Source organism: Microcoleus sp. S13_B4 (assembly GCF_036700885.1).
In the GTDB taxonomy this organism is placed as follows: Bacteria; Cyanobacteriota; Cyanobacteriia; order Cyanobacteriales; family Microcoleaceae; genus Microcoleus.
In genome coordinates, this window is sequence record NZ_JAUBPU010000034.1 from 1 (window position 1) to 20,083 (window position 20,083).

The 20,083-nt window shown below is 46.3% G+C and carries 13 protein-coding genes; 10 read left to right on the plus strand and 3 right to left on the minus strand.

Going from position 1 to position 20,083, the window contains the following annotated elements:
* Nucleotides 1–1,123: 1,123 nt before the first annotated feature.
* From QT994_RS17655 to QT994_RS17685, 7 genes are all read left to right on the plus strand, one after another.
* Entirely contained in the window at nt 1,124–4,267 is a 3,144-nt protein-coding gene (locus QT994_RS17655) for an ABC transporter transmembrane domain-containing protein (protein ID WP_333176552.1), read from the plus strand.
* Nucleotides 4,268–4,381: 114 nt separating this feature from the next.
* Nucleotides 4,382–6,181: an HlyD family efflux transporter periplasmic adaptor subunit gene (locus QT994_RS17660; RefSeq protein WP_333176555.1), complete on the plus strand. Its 1,800-nt coding sequence runs from the start codon at nt 4,382–4,384 to the stop codon at nt 6,179–6,181.
* 59 nt (nt 6,182–6,240) lie between these two features.
* A complete protein-coding gene (locus QT994_RS17665) occupies nt 6,241–6,705 on the plus strand; it encodes a HetP family heterocyst commitment protein (protein WP_333176558.1) in 465 nt (154 codons plus the stop codon).
* 697 nt (nt 6,706–7,402) lie between these two features.
* Complete coding sequence (locus QT994_RS17670; RefSeq protein WP_333176561.1) at nt 7,403–7,699, plus strand: hypothetical protein; 297 nt, start codon at nt 7,403–7,405, stop codon at nt 7,697–7,699.
* Between the two features lie 203 nt (nt 7,700–7,902).
* A complete protein-coding gene (locus tag QT994_RS17675; protein WP_333176563.1) occupies nt 7,903–8,220 on the plus strand; it encodes a hypothetical protein in 318 nt (105 codons plus the stop codon).
* A gap of 216 nt (nt 8,221–8,436) precedes the next feature.
* A complete protein-coding gene (locus QT994_RS17680; protein WP_333176566.1) occupies nt 8,437–10,284 on the plus strand; it encodes a calcium-binding protein in 1,848 nt (615 codons plus the stop codon).
* An 85-nt stretch (nt 10,285–10,369) separates the two neighbouring features.
* Nucleotides 10,370–11,110, plus strand: coding sequence for a peptidylprolyl isomerase (locus tag QT994_RS17685; RefSeq protein ID WP_333176568.1), 741 nt, complete (start codon nt 10,370–10,372; stop codon nt 11,108–11,110).
* 615 nt (nt 11,111–11,725) lie between these two features.
* On the opposite strand, the gene recQ is transcribed toward QT994_RS17685, so the two are convergent.
* A complete protein-coding gene (recQ, locus tag QT994_RS17690; protein ID WP_333176571.1) occupies nt 11,726–13,921 on the minus strand; it encodes a DNA helicase RecQ in 2,196 nt (731 codons plus the stop codon).
* Between the two features lie 97 nt (nt 13,922–14,018).
* Here recQ and QT994_RS17695 point away from each other — a divergent pair, with 97 nt between their 5' ends.
* Nucleotides 14,019–14,303 (plus strand): DUF427 domain-containing protein, encoded by a 285-nt coding sequence (locus QT994_RS17695; protein WP_190738299.1) that lies wholly within the window; start codon nt 14,019–14,021, stop codon nt 14,301–14,303.
* A gap of 69 nt (nt 14,304–14,372) precedes the next feature.
* Here QT994_RS17695 and QT994_RS17700 read toward each other — a convergent pair whose 3' ends face one another.
* Nucleotides 14,373–15,035 (minus strand): L-threonylcarbamoyladenylate synthase, encoded by a 663-nt coding sequence (locus QT994_RS17700; protein ID WP_333176573.1) that lies wholly within the window; start codon nt 15,033–15,035, stop codon nt 14,373–14,375.
* A 75-nt stretch (nt 15,036–15,110) separates the two neighbouring features.
* Between QT994_RS17700 and larC the strand changes: the two genes are divergently transcribed.
* Nucleotides 15,111–16,547: a nickel pincer cofactor biosynthesis protein LarC gene (gene larC / locus QT994_RS17705; RefSeq protein WP_333176576.1), complete on the plus strand. Its 1,437-nt coding sequence runs from the start codon at nt 15,111–15,113 to the stop codon at nt 16,545–16,547.
* A 307-nt stretch (nt 16,548–16,854) separates the two neighbouring features.
* Nucleotides 16,855–17,415, plus strand: coding sequence for a Uma2 family endonuclease (locus QT994_RS17710; protein WP_333176579.1), 561 nt, complete (start codon nt 16,855–16,857; stop codon nt 17,413–17,415).
* 203 nt (nt 17,416–17,618) lie between these two features.
* On the opposite strand, the gene QT994_RS17715 is transcribed toward QT994_RS17710, so the two are convergent.
* Nucleotides 17,619–19,970 (minus strand): PhoX family phosphatase, encoded by a 2,352-nt coding sequence (locus QT994_RS17715; RefSeq protein WP_333176582.1) that lies wholly within the window; start codon nt 19,968–19,970, stop codon nt 17,619–17,621.
* Between the last annotated feature and the right edge of the window lie 113 nt (nt 19,971–20,083).

The window sequence follows — 20,083 nt, forward strand, 5'->3', positions numbered from 1 at the left end:
AATTAATAATTAAGTGGGGTCGTAAAATCAAAAATAAGGGCAATGCTTGTATCACAGTTTAAATGTGCAACAGCTTATGAACAACGCATTGAAAAAGGACATTATCGCACAGAAATTCGTCAATTCTGGTCTGTTCCAGTTGCTGTCATTGGTGTTCTTTACCAGCCTCGACTATGGGCAGGACTTCAGAGTGTTGTTATGGTTGTCTGGGTGCGTCATCTTTGGAATCAAACCACCCGTGAAGTTCAGTTTTATCTGACTTGTTTACACAGTGATGCTCAACTTTTAGGTCGAGGTATCCGAAAACATTGGGCGATTGAAAACCAGGCTCACTGCACACGCTTATTATACTTTCGTAGAAGGTTCTTGTGGCATTCGCTCTTTCCACAGTCCTCATAATTTTTCTCTCCTCCGGCGCATTGCTCTCAATGCCTTCAATCGCGACTCGGCTTACAAACGTAGTCTCCGACCAACAATGAAGCGGACGGGTGTGGACAACAATTATATGATTCGAGTTTTCCGTTCTTGTTTCATTGACTCTACATTAGATTCCTCTGAGTCCTTATGTCAAGCCGGATTGAGATGCTTTTACCCTGGGTTATATACCCAGACCTGATGGTCAATTAATTGCTTTAATTGCTGCTACAAACTAACAGCAATCAATATTTCTTTACCATGATCGGGCCCTGGACTTCACAAAAAAGCGTCGAAAATTGACGCTTTTTTGAACCCTGAACGTACCTTTTTACGTAGATATACGTATACCGAGCAGAACATTAGCCTCTCCAGCTTCACAAAATCTTCATAATTATCCGTAAGAATACGGTAACTTTATAAAGATTAGGTAAAGATTGCCCTTAAAGGTAGCCAAAATCACGATTATGTAAGTTAAACTGGGAGCCAGCCAAAACCACACTTACGTAATCACCACAAAGTCCTGAAAAACGCAATTTTATATATCCTAAAGGCGTTGAAGGGATGTCGTAACTAAGAGGCGTTAGTCGGACATATCGACAAACAGTTTTTAAGCCAACTAAATTGCAACTAAACCAATAAAAATTGCTTATAACCGGGTTAGTTGTAATTAAAAAAAATTGAAACAATTTTTTTTACAGGGTAAGTTATGAAAAACCAATTAGGGGTTAAAAATCACATTTTTAAAACCCGAGAAGCCTTGGAAAATTTCCCGGCTATTCAGAAAATTTTCGAGGAAGTCGGTGCAGAACCGACAGTAGTGGCGAAATTAAATACAGCCTGTGAAATTTGCGAGTTTCAGCTCGGAGATGAAATCACTCACTATCAAACATCAGATAGCAACAATTTCGTTGAAAAAGAACAGAGCGATCGCAATTTTTATTTAGTTTGCGAGGGAAGAGTCAGACTGCTAGCGGTAGAAGCGTCTCAACAGCAGGAGATTTCGGCGGCGGTACTGGAAGTGGGAGCAATATTTGGGACAGATAACCGATTTATTGAAAGCGGACTGCCTTACAGAGCAATTGCGACTGGCCCTTGCCAAATCGGTCGAATTGCGGCCTCCACAATGCAGCTTATTTTAGAAGAATTGCCGCAACTGCAACAGCACTTGCAGCAAGAATTCCAAGAGCGACAGCGGTTAATATTTTTCAAGACACAAACAGATTTGCGATCGCTCCCTCCCCACCAACAACAGCTTCTGTGGCTGCACTTACTTCTTTACATAGAAGAAAGCCGAATTCCCGCAGGAGTTTCCCTCGCTGAGCATTGCCAAAACTCCAACAATCATTTTTGGCTCCGCAGCGGTCAAATTCAAGGTCAAGCACCGCCAATTATCGGCAGTAACTGGGAACATTCAGACGTAAAGAGCGACTGGATAGCGGTAACAGATCTGCTAATTTACCAGCTTAGCAGCGAACAGTGGGAAATCGCCCAAGCCACAATTAGTTCCGAAAGTAATTCCCGCCCTAAAATCATCCGCAAACCTCCACTTTTAAGCTTAGTAACGCTGCCAAAAGATGCCAGCTCAAACTCAAAAACCGATCTGTCAAAATTAACAGAAGTCGAGCAGCAAAAACCTGTAGGCGGAATTATAAAATTCCCCAAACCCAAGCAGCGCAAATGGTTAAGCAGCGGGTACCCATTCATTCAACAACAGAGCGCAGCAGATTGTGGAGCTACTTGCTTAGCGATGATTAGCGAATATTGGGGTAAAAAATTCAGCCTAAATTACTTGCGCGAATTGGCAGAAATCGGCCGCAGCGGCGCGTCGCTCAAGAGTCTGGCAAAAGCAGCGGAAAGGATGGGATTTCAAACCCGTCCCGTGCGAGCTTCTTTAACTCCGCTGCGAAATCAAAATCCCTGGATTGCTCACTGGCAAGGCAATCACTATGTGGCAGTTTACCGCTTTAAAAATCAACAGGTTTTAGTGGCCGATCCGGCTGCGGGCAAGCGGTGGATGAGCATTAAAAGTTTTACCGAAAATTGGACTGGGTACGCCCTAATTTTAGACCCGACAGCCGAACTATACCGCAATCACACTGCCGAACATCAAGGCATCAAACTTAAAAATTTTGTTGGCATAGTCTGGCCCTACCGCGCTGCGATCGCCCAAATTCTGTTCCTTTCCTTGTTGCTCCAAATATTTGGTCTCGTTACTCCCCTATTTACCCAAGTAATTCTCGACCAAGTGGTTGTCAGTAAAAGCATAGTAACTCTGCACATTTTTGCGATCGGACTGCTGCTGTTTAGTGTTTGGCGAACGCTGTTGGGTGCAACGAGACAGTATTTGCTGGATTATTTGTCGAACCGCATTGACCTGACTTTAATTAGCGGCTTTATCAGTCACACTCTCACTTTGCCGATTAAGTTTTTTGAATCTCGTCAGGTGGGCGATATCTTGACGCGGGTTCAGGAAAATCAAAAAATTCAGGCATTTTTGACTCGCCAAGCTATTACGGCTTGGTTGGATGCTTTGATGGCTGTAGTTTACATCGGACTGATGGTTTACTATAACTGGCGTCTGGCTTTGTTGGTGCTGGCGTTGATTCCGCCGATCGTGATTTTGACTTTAGTCGCAACTCCCTTTCTGCGAAAAGTGTCGCGGGAGGTTTTTACCGAAAGTGCCAAGCAAAATTCATCTTTGGTGGAAATGATTACTGGGGTGGCGACGGTTAAGGCAACTGCTGCTGAGCGAGAAATGCGCTGGCGCTGGGAAGACCAATTAACCTGCATGATTAATGCTAAATTTCGCGGGCAGAAGTTGGCTAATTCTTTGCAGGTGATCGGGGGTGGGATTAATACTTTGGGCAGCACGGCTTTGCTGTGGTACGGGGCAATGCTGGTGATTCAAGACGAGTTGACGATCGGTCAATTTGTTGCTTTTAATATGATGATTGGGAGCGTGATTTCTCCTGTGCTGTCAGTAGTGGGACTTTGGGATGAGTTTCAAGAAGTGCTCGTTTCGATCGAGCGTTTGGATGATGTATTCTCTGCCCAACCTGAAGAAAGCCCTTACAAGCCAATGCTGGTGCTGCCTCGCATTCAGGGAAACGTCAAGTTTGACAATGTTTCTTTCCGTTATTCTCAGGATGAGGAACGCAATACGCTGCAAAATCTTTCCTTTGAGGTGCAAGCTGGAGAAACTGTGGCAATTGTCGGCCGCAGCGGTTCCGGTAAGAGCACTTTGGTGAAGCTGCTGCAAGGTTTCTATTATCCCGAAAAGGGGCGGCTGACAATTGACGGCCACGATATTCGGCACATTTCTTTGCAGTCGCTGCGAGTTCAGTTGGGTGTTGTTCCTCAAGATTGTTTCTTGTTTTCGGGAACGATTTTGGAAAATATTACGCTGTATAAAAACGGAAACGATGCTGCTTGTGCAAGCTTGGAACAGGTGATAGAAGTGGCGAAGCTAGCAGAAGCTCATGCTTTTATTCAAGATATGCCGCTGGGTTATCAAACTCCTGTGGGGGAAAGGGGAACGAGTTTGTCTGGGGGCCAGCGGCAGCGAATTGCGATCGCCCGCGCTCTTTTGGGCGAGCCCCGGATTTTGGTTTTGGATGAAGCAACTTCTTCGCTGGATACCGAATCTGAGCGCAGGTTTCAGCAAAATCTCGCCCGCATTAGTCGCGATCGCACTGCGTTTATTATCGCTCATCGGTTGTCTACGGTGCGTAATGCCGATCGAATTTTGGTTCTAGAGAAAGGCCTTTTAGCCGAACAAGGCAACCACGACCAATTAATGGCCGAACGTGGACTTTACTATCACCTGGCTCAGCAACAACTGGATCTTTAAGAAACGCACGACACGCATACACGGATCAATCTTCAATTCTCAATTCCCAATTACCAATTCCCAATTACCCATTCCCAATTACCCATTTTTAATTACCAATTTGGAGTAAATATCATGGTTTCAGAAAATGGCAAAGAATTAGGCGCGGCTCCTGACGAGATAGGTGAAGTTTATGGGGGTGTAGCTTTAAAAGAAAACGAAACGAGAAAAAAAGACCGCTCTTTAGAAGTTGTCGAACCTCAAAAGCACTCTTTTCCAATCAATGAGTATATCAACACTGCAAAGTTACGGCAGCCTGATGCTGAGAATTGGTCTACTTCTTTGCACTCGGTACTCGACCAACCGCCAGTATCTTTTCCCCAGCGGTTGATATTAGGAGGACTGGTTTTTTCGGTAGCTTTTGGAGCGTGGGCAACTTTGGGAAAAATTGATCAAGTCGGTCACGCTCAGGGCAAATTAGTTCCCAAAGGCGCTGTTTACAAAATTCACCCGACGGACACGGGAAAAATTATTAACCTCGCTATCAAAGAAGGTCAAAAAATCAAAGCTGGACAATTATTGGCCGAATTAGACCCGTCGAATGCCCAGAGCGAGGTGGAGCGTCTTGAGAAAATTCTGGACGCTTATCGAATTCAATTGGTGCAAGAGATGAGTTCGATCGAGAGAACTAAACTGGAAGTTGAAGCGAGCCAAGCTATTGCTGCTGCTGACCAGCGGGGGGCTGAAGCTGCGATCGCCCGTGCTGGTGCTTCAGTGGCCACCACGCAGTCTCAAATCGAGCAATTGCACGCAGATGTAGTGTCTCAGCAAGCGCGCAAGCAACAGCTCAAACCTCTGGAAAAGCAGGCACAAACTCTGTTGTCGCAACTGCAAATTGATGTCACGTCTCAAGAGGCTAGGCGCGATCGCGTGAAACCGCTGCAAAATAAGAGTCAAGACTTGCTCACACAATTGCAAGCAAAAGTGGCGGCTCACAAAGAGCGGATAGCGCGGCTCAAACCTTTGGTAGATGAAGGAGCGCTGTCAAAAGACGTATTGTTTCAAGCTGAGGAAGCTCTGCGGGAAAGCGAAAATGCCGTGATTAGAAGCCAATTGGGGGAGACAACTCAGGCTGACGATCGCGCCTTTGAGGTTGAGCAAACCGTGCGCGACAGGCAAAGTGCTGCCATCAGGAGTCAACTTTCAGATACAACTCAGGTTAAGGAAAAGCTGTTTGAAGTCGAGCAAGGTGTGCGCGATCGCATTAGTTCGATCGGCAAAATGCAAGGCCAATTAACAGAACAATTCGCAGAAGTCGATCGGCTGCAAGCCGAAGCCGCCAGCAAACAAGCCGCAGCCCGCCAAACGCAGTTAGAAAAAGAGCAAAAAATTCAGCAGTTGGAAATGGAGTTAAATCAACTCAAATCCAAAATTGCCGAAACCCAAACCCTGCTCGATCAAGCAAAAAATAAGCTCAAACAAAGATTTCTCTACGCACCCGTCAGCGGAGTGATTTCCGCACTCAACATTCACAACAGTGGCGAAGTAGTTCAACCGGGTCAAACTATTGCAGAAATGACTCCGAATCACGCTCCTCTGGTGCTGGAAGTCAGTTTGCCGAACCGAGAAGCGGGATTTGTGAAAACCGGAATGCCGGTACAAGTCAAATTCGATGCTTTTCCTTATCAAAATTACGGCGTGATTCCGGGAAAAGTTTTATCTATTTCGCCCGATGCCAAAACTGACGAGCGATTGGGTGTTTTCTACCTGGTGGAAGTGAGTATCGATCGAGACTCAGTGAAAGCCCAAAATCAAACCTGGAAACTCAAAGCTGGCCAGACAGCTACTGCGGAAATTGTCATCCGCCAGCGCAGCATAGCCGACATTTTGCTTGACCCTCTCAAGCAACTACAAAAAGGCGGCATGAGTTTGTAGAACTTAGTTAAGTGGTTGTTGTCCTTTGTCACTCTCTATACACAAAACAGGATAAAATAATGAATTCCCAATTTCACCATTCTGCCAATCATTCCCAAGTTGGAATCAAACCAGAACAATTGGATGAGATAATTTCAGCCATCCTCGCAGGAAAGTATTCTTGGGCTTGTTTTTTACTTTTGCGGTGCACGGGTTACAACCCTCTCGACTATATCCCTTACCGTACTTCCAACCGCTTGCTTAAGGAAAACAGTCAAATCAGCAAGTCGAGTAAATCGGAAACTAAGTCTGCATTGGGCAAAATTGCCGATTTAGATCATCTGGAGGTGGTGAGGGAACAACGAGCCGGAGTTCGAGGGGGTTCTGTAACTCAGGCTTTTAGCGAGTTGTATCCAGATACTGTAGGTGTTGTACCTGAAGTCAATGCTGAAGGGCCAAATATCTTGGCACCGACGGTTGATGTTCACAATCAACGATTTTTGGCGGGATTTAAGACGCGCTGGTTTAATTGGGCGGGTAAGTAAATTAGTCGATTGACCGACAACCCGATTGCGGGCGTTGGGTGTACCTGTTTTTTGGTTGACTCACCGCGGGCGATCGGGTTTTTCAGTAGGCTAACAACATTTTTCGACCCCGAGCTTAACCAAAGCTCATCAAGTTATCGTTACATTCTGATTTCAGATAAATCTGCCAAAATGGCAACACGATGTGGCGATCGTAGTTGATAATTTGTTAAGTAGGTCAACCTAAAAAAACGGAATACCCAGATACCCGCCTTCTTTAAGAAGTCGGGTATCTAAGATAATAATCTTTTAGGTTGATTCAATCTAAAATCTAAAACTTGTACTGAGCGAAGCGTCGCCCTGAGCGTAGTCGAAGCGTCGAAGTATCTAAAATATAAAATGGGTTGACCTGTAATTTCTGCGGTTTTGCAGGGGGCGGTCTTTGTCTATACAATTTATCAATTGAGCTAAATACTACAATCTTCCAGTCTCGTTAATAAACTATAAAACGAGGCTGGTTTTTCTATGTCAAAACACCTGGATTTTTTGTAGCTTTTGAACAAAAAAATCACAAATATTCATGAAGTTAACTTTACATTTTAATTTCCACAAATCTGCCAAATTGGCAACACAGCTCTAATTAGTCCAGATATATTAGGTACATCGAAAGCAAACAAGATTGCTTCGATCAAGCAGTTAACAAACAAGGAAAAAAACCATGATTATCTCAGACCTGAACCATGTCGAAGTCGTTTCTGAAGAAACCAGCATTGTTGGCGGTTATACTCCAAGTGAGTCCTCGAGCGTGTATTTCAGCGAGTATTTCAACCTGAATAAATACATCAGCTCCGCTGCTTCTGTCTTTGGTCATACGGCCACTGTTGAATCTGACGCTAAGGCTTTCGGTAACGGCACTGTGACTCAAACATTCACCAAAACACTGACGACACCTTACAGCTCTTCCTCTAGTGGCACTTCCATCTCAGCTACTGGTGGTTCTTTCTGGTACTTTTAGTAACAATAGTGCAGACTAGCAGTCAGAAACTCAGCTATGTAAAGCAATGCAAGAATTGCTGGCTCGATCTCTAGATAGGTAAGTCACAAATCCTTGCAAAACTTTACATAGCTGTTTTTAGACCAACATCCTGAATCGCTTGGACTGGCTCGCTTTATAACATCAGTTAAGCAGCCACTAAAAATTGTTGCGGTGCAAAAAACATGATTATTGATGATTTAGATTATGTAGAGGCAGTTTTAGGAGCGAGCAAGCTTGTAGGTGCTGGTTATACGACGAGCGCGACTGGTAGCGCTCACACTTTTGCTACCTATGGATTTGGCAGTGCTGATGCTAATGCTTTTGCTATTGGCAAAGATACCTCGACTCTGGCGAACACTTACACAAAAGTCTATGTTAATCCTTATATTGCTTTTACTGAAGCCTCAGCTACAGCTAACTCTTACGCTCGCACTGAAAACAGTTATTCTGTATCCTTGAACGATAGCAGATCTTTGTTCATCTTTAGCAGTCCGCCCTAATGATTTGCGATCGCAGTTGGCAGTTGAATTTGAAATGGTAATTGAAAAAAAGTAATTGTGAGGCTGTACTCACCCAATTGAAAACTGCTACAGTGGCGGCTAGTGTCAGGTGGATTTCAAATTTTATAAAGCCTTTTGATGGTGATTGTGATGGCTAAATCAAATTTAATGAAAATTCAGCGGGACAGCCATAAAGCTAAAAGGAGATAAATCGCGATGCCTCCCTTAAATTCATTAGCTCCTGAACCCTTAAATAATATTGTTGGAAACAGCAATAGCTTAAACCTTTTGAATTCGCCGGCAGCGAATAACCCTGGTGCGGGCAGCAGCAGCAGTTCCAGCAAATCTAGTTCCTTTGTCGATAGCAGCGGTGCGGGCAGTACCAGCAGCGCGACAGCCACTTCCCCGACGGGAAGCAGTACCAGCAGTGAGACTGCTTACGCTGCGGGGGCTACATCTAGCAGCGGGAGCGGGGCAGCGAGTGCTTCTACAGTCGCGCCCCCAACTACTAGCGCCACAGCTTCGGCCCCAGCAGCAGCGCCAACACCAGCACCAGCGCCAGCAGCAGCACCAGCGCCAGCACCAGCACCAGCGCCAGCGCCAGCACCAGCACCAGCGCCAGCACCAGCACCAGCGCCAGCTCCTTCGCCAGCACCAGCACCAGCGCCGTTAGGAGACAGCAGCGGTGCGAACAGCAGCAGCAGCTCGACAGCGACTTCTCCGACAGGGAGCAGCAGTAGCGCTCAGACAGCATCGACTCCCGGTGGCACTTCTAGTAGTGCGAGCGCCTCAGCTAGCAGTGGTTTAGATACTCCGCCCACTACTAGCGCCACAGTAGCAACACCAGCGCCAGCACCAGCGCCAGCACCAGCGCCAGCACCAGCGCCAGCACCAGCGCCAGCACCAGCGCCAGCGCCAGCACTAGCGCCAGCACCTGCACCCGCACCAGCGCCCGCGCCCGCACCAGCGCCTTCAGAGAGTAGCAGTTCGACCGAAACGAGCTCGATCGCCAATAATCAAGGCGTTACTAACAACAGCAGCGCGACAGTAACTTCCCCCGCAGACAGTAGCACTAGCACTCAGACAGCCTATACTCCGGGAGCTACTTCTGGCAGTGCAGAAGCAACCGCTGCTACAGGCGCTCCACCAACAACTAACATCCCAACTAACATCGCAACACCAGCGCCCGCACCAGCGCCAGCACCAGCGCCCGCACCAGCGCCCGCACCAGCACCAGCGCCAACACCAGCGACTGAACCAGCGCCAACAACAGCAACACCGCCAACACCGCCAACACCGCCAACACCCTCAAATAATGAGAATGCGATCGGTACGGGTGGTGGTGACAGCAGCGCGATCACTTCTAATCCCACAGATAACGGTAACAGCAATAATTCGATCGCACTTCCCGGTAACAATACCAACAGCAATGCTGAGACAACCCCGCTTCCAGAAATGATCGCCCCAGAAAACTATCCTGGCGCATTAACTATCAGCTACGACAGCAACGGCGACGGATATTGGCTCGGCACCAACGAGAGCGATGTGATTACGGGCGATAGCGGGATCGATAAAATTTTTGCAGGAAGCGGCGACGATATTGTCCAAGCTAACAGAGGTGATGATGCGATCGATGGAGGCGAGGGAAACGACACTTTGCGGGGAGGAAAAGGTCAGGATTTACTGATTGGCGGCAACGGCGACGATTTTCTTTGTGGCGACTTCGGCACCGATACGTTGATTGGAGGTAGCGGCGCTGATACCTTTGCCTTTAGACCCGAAACAGCTAGTGCAGCAGCTAATCCATTGTTAGCAGATCGAGTCGTTGATTTCAATCCCGCTCAAGGCGATCGAATTGGGCTGATAGGGGGACTTTTGGTAACAGACTTGACACTCGTTGCGTTTGATACGGATGGTGACGGTACGGCAGACGCGACTCTGGTCAAGTTTAGTTCAAATAATGGCGATCGAATTTTAGCTGTTGTTTTGGGAACAGTTAACCCAGCGGGTGCAACAACTTTGAGCAATGCTAATTTTATTAGTTTGCCAAATGACATCTTGTAGCTAACCATTAACCGTTAACACCAACTACCCAGCAGGAAGCGTCCGGCGATGAAGTTAATAAATTTATATAGGTTGAGATAGAAAGATGAAAGACTTTTACGAGCCCTTGATTGAATCAAGTGAAATCATCGAACAACTCAGACAAGAGATGCAATTAAAAACCTTTAGTCAAAAGGTTTTGCAGAAAAAAGTTATTGAGAAAGCCGCCCGGGAACGGGGGTTAACTGTGACTCCCGACGAAATTCAAGCTGTGGGCGACCAACTCCGCCGCGAGAAGCGTTTGGAGAAAGCGGCGGATACGATTGCTTGGCTGGTCGATCAGATGATTTCTGTAGAAGATTTAGAGGCAGGGATTCGCGATCGGCTTCTTGCCCAAAAACTAGCCGAGCACTTGTTTAGCAAAGAAGTAGAAAAAATTTTCGTTCAAAACAAATTGCAATTCGATCAAATAATTTTTTATCAAATAGTTGTTGCCAACCCGCAGCTTGCTCAGGAACTATTTTATGAAATTCAAGAAGGAGAAATCAGCTTTTTTGATGCTGCTCATCTTTACGATATTGACGAAAATCGTCGGCATATATGCGGTTGCGAAGGCAAGGTTTATCGGTGGGGTTTAAAACCCGACATAGCCGTCGCCGTATTTAGCGCTAAACCCGGAGAAGTGATTCGTCCAATTGAAACAGAGCTAGGATATCACTTGTTCCTGGTTGAAAAGTTTCTCCCGGCGGAATTAACCCCTGAACGGTATCAAGAAATATTGCACAATCTGTTTAAGGAATGGTTGGCTAATGAACTCAACTATTTATTGTACACTTCTAAAGTGTAGAAACATAATTTCTCGCCCTCAAAAACCCATATCATATATATAATTTTGCCTCAACCAGATACAATGCTAAAATTTAGGGTGCTTTTTGGTGAACAGAGAGACCTAATATCGCTTCCGGCTGCATCAATATTATTTAATCATTGGGGCGGTGCGTGAGCGTAAATAGTCTCATGCGTGTGGATTTTAATATTGGTTCCTCTCACGCACTCTACTACTTAGATAAAAAGTGGTTTTACGAGGTGCTTATAGCTCAATAAGGTTCAGTTTAAAAGGTAATTGATCGCCTTCGCCGCTCAAAAAAATTGAGAACTGAAGAAAGTCTCGGTGATTGCTTGGGGGTTTTTTAGTAACGTCCCAAATGCGCGAAAAATAGCGAACAATGACACACTTAGCTAACCCAATTTTACTGACTTATAGCGCTCTTAAAATTACTTTTTAAATTTGAGTTTTGCCAACCCCATCTAGGCCAGCTAGCAAAGCCAAATGGAAAAAATGTATCGGTTAAAAACGCTACTCTAATATATTATCCCAAAAAGCTACTTTTTAAATTCTCATTTTTCCCTCCTATCTATTAATTATCTGCGTCCATCAGCGTTCCTCTGCCTACCTCTGCGGTTAAAAACCGACATAATTTTGCCGCCACCAAGCGCGCACAAACTTAATTTCCTCAAACGTATAACGTTCTTCCAAAAAATCATAAATTGCTCTCAGTTTCTCATCACCCATAACTTCAAGAGCGTACACTATCGCCTGCTGGCGTTCCAATTCAACCAATAAATTTATATCAACTTCCCTGCCCATTTCCATCAATTCTATCAGATGCCCCGAAATAGTATTAGGACTCATCCCCCGCGCATTCGCTATTCCTTGAACTGTCAAACCTTGTCGGTATAATTCCCAGGTTTGCATCTGCGAATAAGACGCAACGTTGGAAAGATTGGGAAGATTAGCCACCTCAGAAGATGCAGCACCACTTGGCAATCCTTGTTCTTGGCAAAAATTGCGTATGGCCTCCAAGAAAACCTTACCGTACTTATCTCGCTTGTTGCTACCAACGCCGTAAACTTCCTCGAATTCTCTGAGATTTTGCGGGCGTTTTTCTGCCATGTCTCGCAAGCTTTTATCCGCAAAAACTACGTAAGGTGGCACAAATTGTTCGTCGGCAATTTGCTTGCGTAGCGTCCGCAGTATGGTAAATAAAGCTTCTACTTCTACTGTCAAAGACCGAACTTTCCCCTGTACTTCCCGCTGCGGTTCAATGGCGATTTCAACTGTGCGCTGACGTTTCATGATTTCCCAACTTTTTTCATTCAGTTTCAAAATGGGAAAGCCGTCTGTTTTTTCGTCTAAAAAACCTTGATTTAACAGCGAACGACTCAACTTTTTCCATTCATCAGCACTTCTATCTTTGCCAATTCCGTAAGTAGAAAGTTGGTGGTGCTGGTATTGCAATATTTTTTGATTTTTTGAACCGCGCAGCACATCAATAATATGATTCATGCCGAATTTTTCTTGGCATCGGGCGACGCAAGAAAGAAATTTCATTGCCTCAATCGTCCAATCTTCTACTGGTTTTTGGTTGCAACAGTTATCGCAAGTACCGCAGTTTCCGGGGAAGGAATCGCCAAAATAACTTAACTGGATTGTGCGACGGCAATCGCTGGATTCTGCATAGTTGATTACTCGACGCAACTGTTGGCGGGCAATTCGTTGTTCTTGTGGGTCAGGTTTTTGCTCGATGATGTAGTCGATGGTTTTGACATCGCCGTAGCCGAAAAATAAGCTGCAATGGGCGGGCTCGTTGTCTCGGCCTGCGCGGCCGGATTCTTGATAGTATCCTTCGAGATTCTTGGGCAAGTCGTAGTGAATTACAAACCGCACGTCGGGTTTGTTAATTCCCATACCGAAGGCAACTGTTGCTACCATTACTTGCACGTCGTCGCGAATGAAGCGGGTTTGATTGGTTGTGCGATCGACATCGTTCATGCCAGCGTGGTAGGGTAAGGCTTGGATGCCACTTTGTTGCAATTTATAGGCAACTTCGTCAACTTTTTTGCGGCTGAGGCAATAGATAATTCCCGAACCGCCTTTTTTTTGGATAATTTGCAAAACTTCGGCAAAACTGTGCTTGGTTTTGGGGCGAACTTCGTAGTATAAATTGGGGCGGTTAAAGCTGGCGACGTGGATATAGGGATTTCGCAGAGTTAGCTGCTGGATGATGTCTTGGCGGACGCGCTCCGTGGCGGTGGCGGTTAGTCCCATAATGGGAATGTCGGGATATCGATCGCGCACCCGTTCCATTTGCCTGTATTCTGGTCGAAAGTCGTGCCCCCATTCCGAAACGCAGTGGGCTTCGTCGATCGCAAATGCCGAAATTCCTAACTTATTTGCTACTATATCTAAAAACGGTAAAAATCTCTCACCCAGCAAGCGTTCGGGTGCAACATAAAGCAATTTAATCTTACCTTCGAGAATCGCACTTTCGCGCGATCGCGTTTCCTGACTGCTCAAAGTGCTGTTGAGAAAAGTCGCCCCAATTCCATTATCCTGCAAAGCTTCCACTTGGTCTTGCATCAAAGCAATTAACGGCGACACAACCACTGTCAATCCCGGTTTCAACAGTGCCGGTAATTGAAAACACAAAGACTTGCCACCGCCTGTCGGCATGACAATCATCATATCCCGTTTTTGTAAAGCAGCTTCGACAATTTCCTGCTGCCCCGGGCGGAAAGAGTCATAGCCAAAAAAATGTTTGAGTGCTTGTTCCAGGGGCAGCGGCACAGAAGATATTGGCGGATTAGACGCTGACATTTGCAGTAGTTGGTTGTTGGCTTCTCAACTATTCTATGCCTTTTGAGCACAAATACAGTTACAATAATTGAGAATCTCAATTTAAGCAGAAAAACTGATGCCGAAAGCAATTTGGAATGGTGCCGTTTTGGCCGAGAGCGACAAGTGCGAAATTGTAGACAACAACTATTATTTCCCCGCCGATGCCATCAACCGTGAGTATTTCAAGGACAGCAGCACTCACACTACTTGCGGTTGGAAAGGTGTTGCTAGTTACTACAGTGTCGAAGTCGGCGGACAAGTTAATAAAGATGCTGCTTGGTACTATCCTACTCCGAAAGATGCTGCTAAAAATATTGCCGGATATATTGCTTTTTGGAAAGGAGTTAAGGTAGAGGCTTAAAGCAGTTTAGAACTAAAAAAATGGGGCGGGTTGTGGGCGAATTTAGCACTTAACCAGCCCCTTGAAATTTTAATCTTCCCAAACGGCGACAGCTTCCGAACCCAAACCACGGCGAACAACAATCGGTTCGCTTTGTGTCAAATCTAGAATGGTAGAAACTTGATATCCCGGATCGGAACCGTCATCGACAATGACATCTACTAACTTTGAAAAACAGTCAAACAGTTCAGCTTTGCCAAAGCTTTCTGCTTTAGATGCAGGGACTGGTGCTGCACCTTCATCATCCGTGGTAATGTTAGCGGATGTTGAAATAATTGGATTTCCCAAGGCTTCCAAGAGTGTAAAACAAAGCCGCTGGTCGGGAACGCGAATTCCAGTGGTTTTCCGTTTTGGGTTCATTACCAACCGTGGCACTAACTTGGTAGCTGGCAGCAGAAATGTATAAGGCCCCGGTATTAACCGCTTAATAATTCTGTATGCTTCATCGCTGACGGCAGCATAGTCGGTGATATTGGACAGAGAGGAACACAGGAACGTTAAAGGCTTATCATTGGATAGTTGCTTGATCTGCCTAACTCGTTCTACTGCAGACTTGGAGTTGATATCGCAGCCGATCGCGTAAACTGTATCTGTCGGATAAAGCATCACAGCCCCATCTTTCAGAGCTTTTTGAATTTTATCGATCCGGTCTCTTTGGGGTGCAACTGGATGCACTTCGTAAATAGTTGCCATGTTAAGATATTGCAGGCTAAGTGGGCGATCGAAATATCGAGTGAAACAATCAATGCTAAAAATTAATTGTTAACAATGAATAAAATAGCTTATTTTGACTGTCCAACCGGCATTGCTGGCGATATGTGCATCGGAGCTCTCGTCCACGCCGGCGTTCCTTTAGAATACCTAATCGAAAAACTCAATTTGCTCGGCATTTCGACAGAGTACCAGTTGCGGACGGAATTAGTCCACCGGAATACTCAACAAGCAACTAAATTTTATGTCGATTTAGCTGCGGATTTGTCGTTAAAACCCAAAAAATCCGCTACCGAACTCGATCCCTCGGAAACCGAATCCCCGACTTTCGACGCCCGCCACCACCATCATCACGGGGAAGAACATTCTCACAGTCACGGCGAAGCAGATGCCGAAATTAGCCGCACTCATCACCGCAATTTGCCCGAAATTGAGCAAATCATCGTCTCTGCAAAATTGCCTCCGCGCGTGGAAGCTTGGAGTTTGGCCGTATTTGGCAAATTAGCAGAGGCAGAAGGTGCCGTACACGGTATCCCTCCAAGCGAGGTTCACTTTCACGAGGTGGGGGCGACGGATGCAATTATTGATATTGTCGGTACTTGTTTGGGTTTGGATTGGTTGGATATTCAGGAGTTTTACTTTTCGGCGATGCCAACTGGTGGCGGTACGGTGAAGGCGGCCCACGGTAAGTTAGCGGTGCCGACGCCGGCGGTGATGCGGTTGTGGGAAACGCACCGAGTGCCTGTTTATAGCAATGGGATCGATCGCGAATTGTGCACGCCTACGGGAACTGCGATCGCCTGTACTCTCGCCGCTGGTTTCGGCCCGCCACCGCCGATGCAAATTCAGGCGATCGGTTTGGGTGCAGGTTCTCGAATGCTGGCAATTCCTAATATTTTGCGCCTCTGGATTGGAGAGAAGTCAGAAGGAAGTTCGGCAACGGATTCTGTAACGGATGTAACGGATGTCAGAAAGAGGGAAGAAGGAAGAGGGAAGTTTTTAAACAATATTCAATTCCCAATTACGGATTCCCAATTACCGATTACCAATTCCATAGAAACTATTACGGTACTGGAAACGCAAATTGATGATTTGAGTCCGCAGGCGATCGGCTATGTTTTTGATGCTTTGTTTGCCGCCGGAGCTCTGGATGTTTTTACTGCCCCAATTGTGATGAAAAAGTCGCGGCTGGGGATTTTGTTAACTGCGATTTGTCATCCCGAATTTCAGGATGCTTGCGAAGCTGTGATTTTTCGCGAAACTACTACTTTGGGAATTAGGCGATCGATTCAACAAAGAACTATTTTACCCCGAGAAATCCAGAGAGTTAAAACAGAATACGGCGAAGTGCAAATAAAAGTTGCGAAGTCTGGACAAACGATTGTTAATGTGCAACCGGAATATGAGGATTGCGCGGAAATTGCCCGAATTAAAAATATTAGTTGGCGGGAAGTTCACCGCTTGGCGCTGCAAAGTTGGTACGATCGCACTTAATCAATTACAGTGACTTACAAGAGAAATTTAGCCCTTGACGGATTGACAACCCGTCAGACCCAGGAGGCGGGAGGAATATCTAAATCAGAGGAATCAAAGCCTCTGATATCGGTTTTGAGATGGCGAGATAAGATAAATTCAGCTTTTTCGTCAATTCCGACGTAGTTGAGTTTTTGGCTACTTAAACTAATATTTAAGCACACTAAGTACGGAAACCCCAAGAGTACCCGTCCCCATCAATCGGGGCAACCGCAGCAACCTTTTTCTTCAAGCTATTATAGAAACATACTTCATTCCCGATCGCATTATGGTTGCCTTACCCGATCGCCCATCGATGAGTGCAGAAGAATACCTGGCTTGGGAACCCACCCAAGAGGAACGCTACGAGTATTGGGATGGCGAAGTAGTCGCGATAAGCGGTCAAACCCGCAATCACAATCGAATTACCCTAAACTTTTTCAAGCTATTAGATGATAGCCTTAATCTCCCCTACGAAATTTACATTATAGGTGTAAAAGTTCAAGTGCAACCAGGAAAAAAGTATTTTTATCCTGATGTTGTAGTAACTTGTGATGAGCATGATGACGAGCCGCAATTAGTGCAATTTCCTTCCTTAATTATCGAAGTTTTATCGCCTTCCACAGAAGCAGCAGATCGCGGCATTAAATTTGCTAAATACCGCCAATTTTCCACACTGCAAGAGTATGTATTGGTGCAAGTTGAACAGCCCGGACTAGAGATATTTCGGCGCAATCAACAGGGGCAATGGGTTCTCTCCGAGTATGGTTTAGGCGATTCCTTGCAACTAGAATCGGTGAACCTAGAAATTGCGATCTCCGATTTATATCGCCAAGTACAATTTTCTTAAAAAATCCGCTGTTAAGGGATTTTATATTAATTATCCTATGATTTTTTTTATTATTTGAACGAACCGCGAAGATACGTAGAACGCGAATAAAGAACAGTATCTTATTCTTTCTCTTTCTTCGCGTCCACGTGCCTCGCGGTTCATTTAATCTTACTCCAGAGTCGTAAAAACCCAGTTTCTGATCCCCGATGCGTAAGTCCTATTTAAACAAACTGACCCGTTGGAGTCGATCGCACCCGACGAATTCCAATCACCGACGGCATCGGCGATCGACGCCTGTCATTCTCAATATTACTCGGCCACAAACTGCCACGAGCAACACTACGAGTCTGATTAAAAACAGCACCGTTTAAATCCAACATTTCAATTTGCCGACTAAGTACAGTACCATCATCGATCGGGCAATCTTCCCCAGGATGCTGCACCGAAAGCAACAGCGTATCCCCAACAAAAGTTGGCCCCGTCATTTCGCACCGATTCGGGCCGTAAGCAAACGGAACTACACTTCCCGCATTCGGCCCCGATGTCGGAATATAAAACAGCCAATTGTTGCCGAAAACACCGGTAAAATCCGAAACATTTCCTGTTTTCGTATGGTCGATCGCAGTCGGTTTCCCAGCAGCACCCACATCAAAACCGTTGTGCGTGCTTGTAGCCATATCAGTCACGCCCCAAATATTGCCTTGAGGGTCAAAAACCAAATTGTCAACACTAGCAAATCCTGCCCCAGCTACTGCACCGGCTTCTCCGCCTTGGACAAAACGCTGCCAGCGGAAAGTCAAACCAGCACCGTGGGGACTATCTTCAATTATTTTGTAAATTCCTCCCGACTGCTGGGTGCTATTGAGTCCGGCAGTGTATTTAGCCACAGTAAAAATGCGAGAATCTGGATAGCCATCGCTTCCCGGTGCGCCGTCAGTATAGGAAATAAAAACTTCCTTAGTAGTAGGATTAACTTCCAAATCTTCCGGCCGCGCCGTCGGAGTGCCACCAATCAAATTAGCAGCTAAGAAAGCATCAACTAAAACAGCACCTTGACTGCTGTAGAAATTAGCAAGAGTTTTATTTCTGTAGCCGGGAAGTGCTGTTGCTTCATTAGTTGTATCTACTACAAAAGAACCGCCGTCCTCGGTTTGACCAGCAATTCCCGCGCGTTTCGGCAAGCGAGTATTTCCATCTCTTTGAGCTTTGCCAAAACTTGCCAATTCGGCCTCAGCAACTTTTTTGGGACTCACCGGATTGGTTTGGCTATTGATTGTCAGCGGCAGCCATCTTCCCGTACCGTTGCGGTTGTATTGGGCGACGTACAAAACCCCGTCTTCAAACAATCGGCTGTTGGTTTTATCTGCGGGATTGGTGACATTACCGTTGCTGACAAATTTCCAGGTGTGTCCGCCGCGCCGATCGTCCCCCATGTACACTACTAACTTGCGTCCCGCTTCGGCGCGAATCGCGACGTTTTCGTGGCGGAAGCGGCCTAAAGCCGTATGCTTCCGGGGTCGGAAACTCGGATCTTGGGGATCGACTTCTACCATCCAGCCGTATTTTTCGCCGACTAAGCCGAATTCCTCACCGATAGTGCCCTTGGCGTAGCCGGTTTGGCCGCCGTTGGGTTTGATGTTTTCCTGAACTCCCACGAAGAATAGTTCGCTACCTTGGAAGTTTTCTTCGGCGGAGAGGATGGTGCCCCACGGGGTTGTGCCGCCGGAACAGTTGTAGGCTGTACCGATGATGCGGTTTCCGAGCCCGTCGCTGTTGACTTGCGCGAAGACTTGAGTGGCAGCAGGGCCTGTGGCTGTAAGATATTTGTCGTCGCCTTGTCTGGTTCCCCAGGAGGTGACATCTTTGTATTTGTCGGTACGCTGGCTGTTGATTCCGAGGCCGGAAAGTCCGTGGATACGGCGGTTGAGGGGGTCGCCGGCGATCGCCCCAAACCGTCCGTTCGCTTGTTTGGTAATGCGGACGATCGAACCGCCGAGATTGTACAGAAATTCGCCAAGGGTAGCCTGATTCTTTACCGATAAGTCTATACCGAGTACGGCGCGATCGGTGGTTGGAAATGGTGCCACATCGGGCGGCGCTTCCGGCACCACTTTCGACATCGGGAAGGATACGTACTCGTGGTTAACCCAGAGATAACCGTCGTCCTTGCTGCCGCGAATGCCTACAAAGCCTGTGTAGTCGTTGTTGTAGCCGAAATAGTCGGTTGGATCGGGGAAAACTCGATCGCCCCAGCGGAGAATCACATACCGTTCGTATTCCGGCGGCACAACCACATCGTCAACAACGTTGTAGCTGGTTAATTTAGTATTCTGCGAGGCCGCCATCACGGTTCCCTGTCCGTTTAGGGCGATCGGCATAAAGCTGGACAATTCTCGATAAACCGGCAGCGGATGGGGAAGTCTTAACGGAGTGAAAGATAGTGGCCCTACAGCAGCTTCGGCGGAGGTGGAATTGATGCCGAATAGTGTTTTAGTTAGTTGAGGGGCCAGCACAGTGGTAGCCGCACTGCTGCCGAAGAAAATTAGAAGTTGTCGGCGAGTTATTTTAGACATAAATTCCTTTTCAAACCAACATCCCTAATCAGATGATTCCGTATGAAACTCTATCACTCCTAAATTAAGAAAAGTTAACCTTCAGGTTAATTAAAATTGGATGATGTTTGGGT

Coding starts and splice junctions, on each gene's coding strand:
- QT994_RS17655 (WP_333176552.1), top strand. CDS start 1,124: ATGAAAAACCAATTAGGGGTTAAAAATCACATTTTTAAAACCCGAGAA.
- QT994_RS17660 (WP_333176555.1), top strand. CDS start 4,382: ATGGTTTCAGAAAATGGCAAAGAATTAGGCGCGGCTCCTGACGAGATA.
- QT994_RS17665 (WP_333176558.1), top strand. CDS start 6,241: ATGAATTCCCAATTTCACCATTCTGCCAATCATTCCCAAGTTGGAATC.
- QT994_RS17670 (WP_333176561.1), top strand. CDS start 7,403: ATGATTATCTCAGACCTGAACCATGTCGAAGTCGTTTCTGAAGAAACC.
- QT994_RS17675 (WP_333176563.1), top strand. CDS start 7,903: ATGATTATTGATGATTTAGATTATGTAGAGGCAGTTTTAGGAGCGAGC.
- QT994_RS17680 (WP_333176566.1), top strand. CDS start 8,437: ATGCCTCCCTTAAATTCATTAGCTCCTGAACCCTTAAATAATATTGTT.
- QT994_RS17685 (WP_333176568.1), top strand. CDS start 10,370: ATGAAAGACTTTTACGAGCCCTTGATTGAATCAAGTGAAATCATCGAA.
- recQ (WP_333176571.1), bottom strand. CDS start 13,921: ATGTCAGCGTCTAATCCGCCAATATCTTCTGTGCCGCTGCCCCTGGAA.
- QT994_RS17695 (WP_190738299.1), top strand. CDS start 14,019: ATGCCGAAAGCAATTTGGAATGGTGCCGTTTTGGCCGAGAGCGACAAG.
- QT994_RS17700 (WP_333176573.1), bottom strand. CDS start 15,035: ATGGCAACTATTTACGAAGTGCATCCAGTTGCACCCCAAAGAGACCGG.
- larC (WP_333176576.1), top strand. CDS start 15,111: ATGAATAAAATAGCTTATTTTGACTGTCCAACCGGCATTGCTGGCGAT.
- QT994_RS17710 (WP_333176579.1), top strand. CDS start 16,855: ATGGTTGCCTTACCCGATCGCCCATCGATGAGTGCAGAAGAATACCTG.
- QT994_RS17715 (WP_333176582.1), bottom strand. CDS start 19,970: ATGTCTAAAATAACTCGCCGACAACTTCTAATTTTCTTCGGCAGCAGT.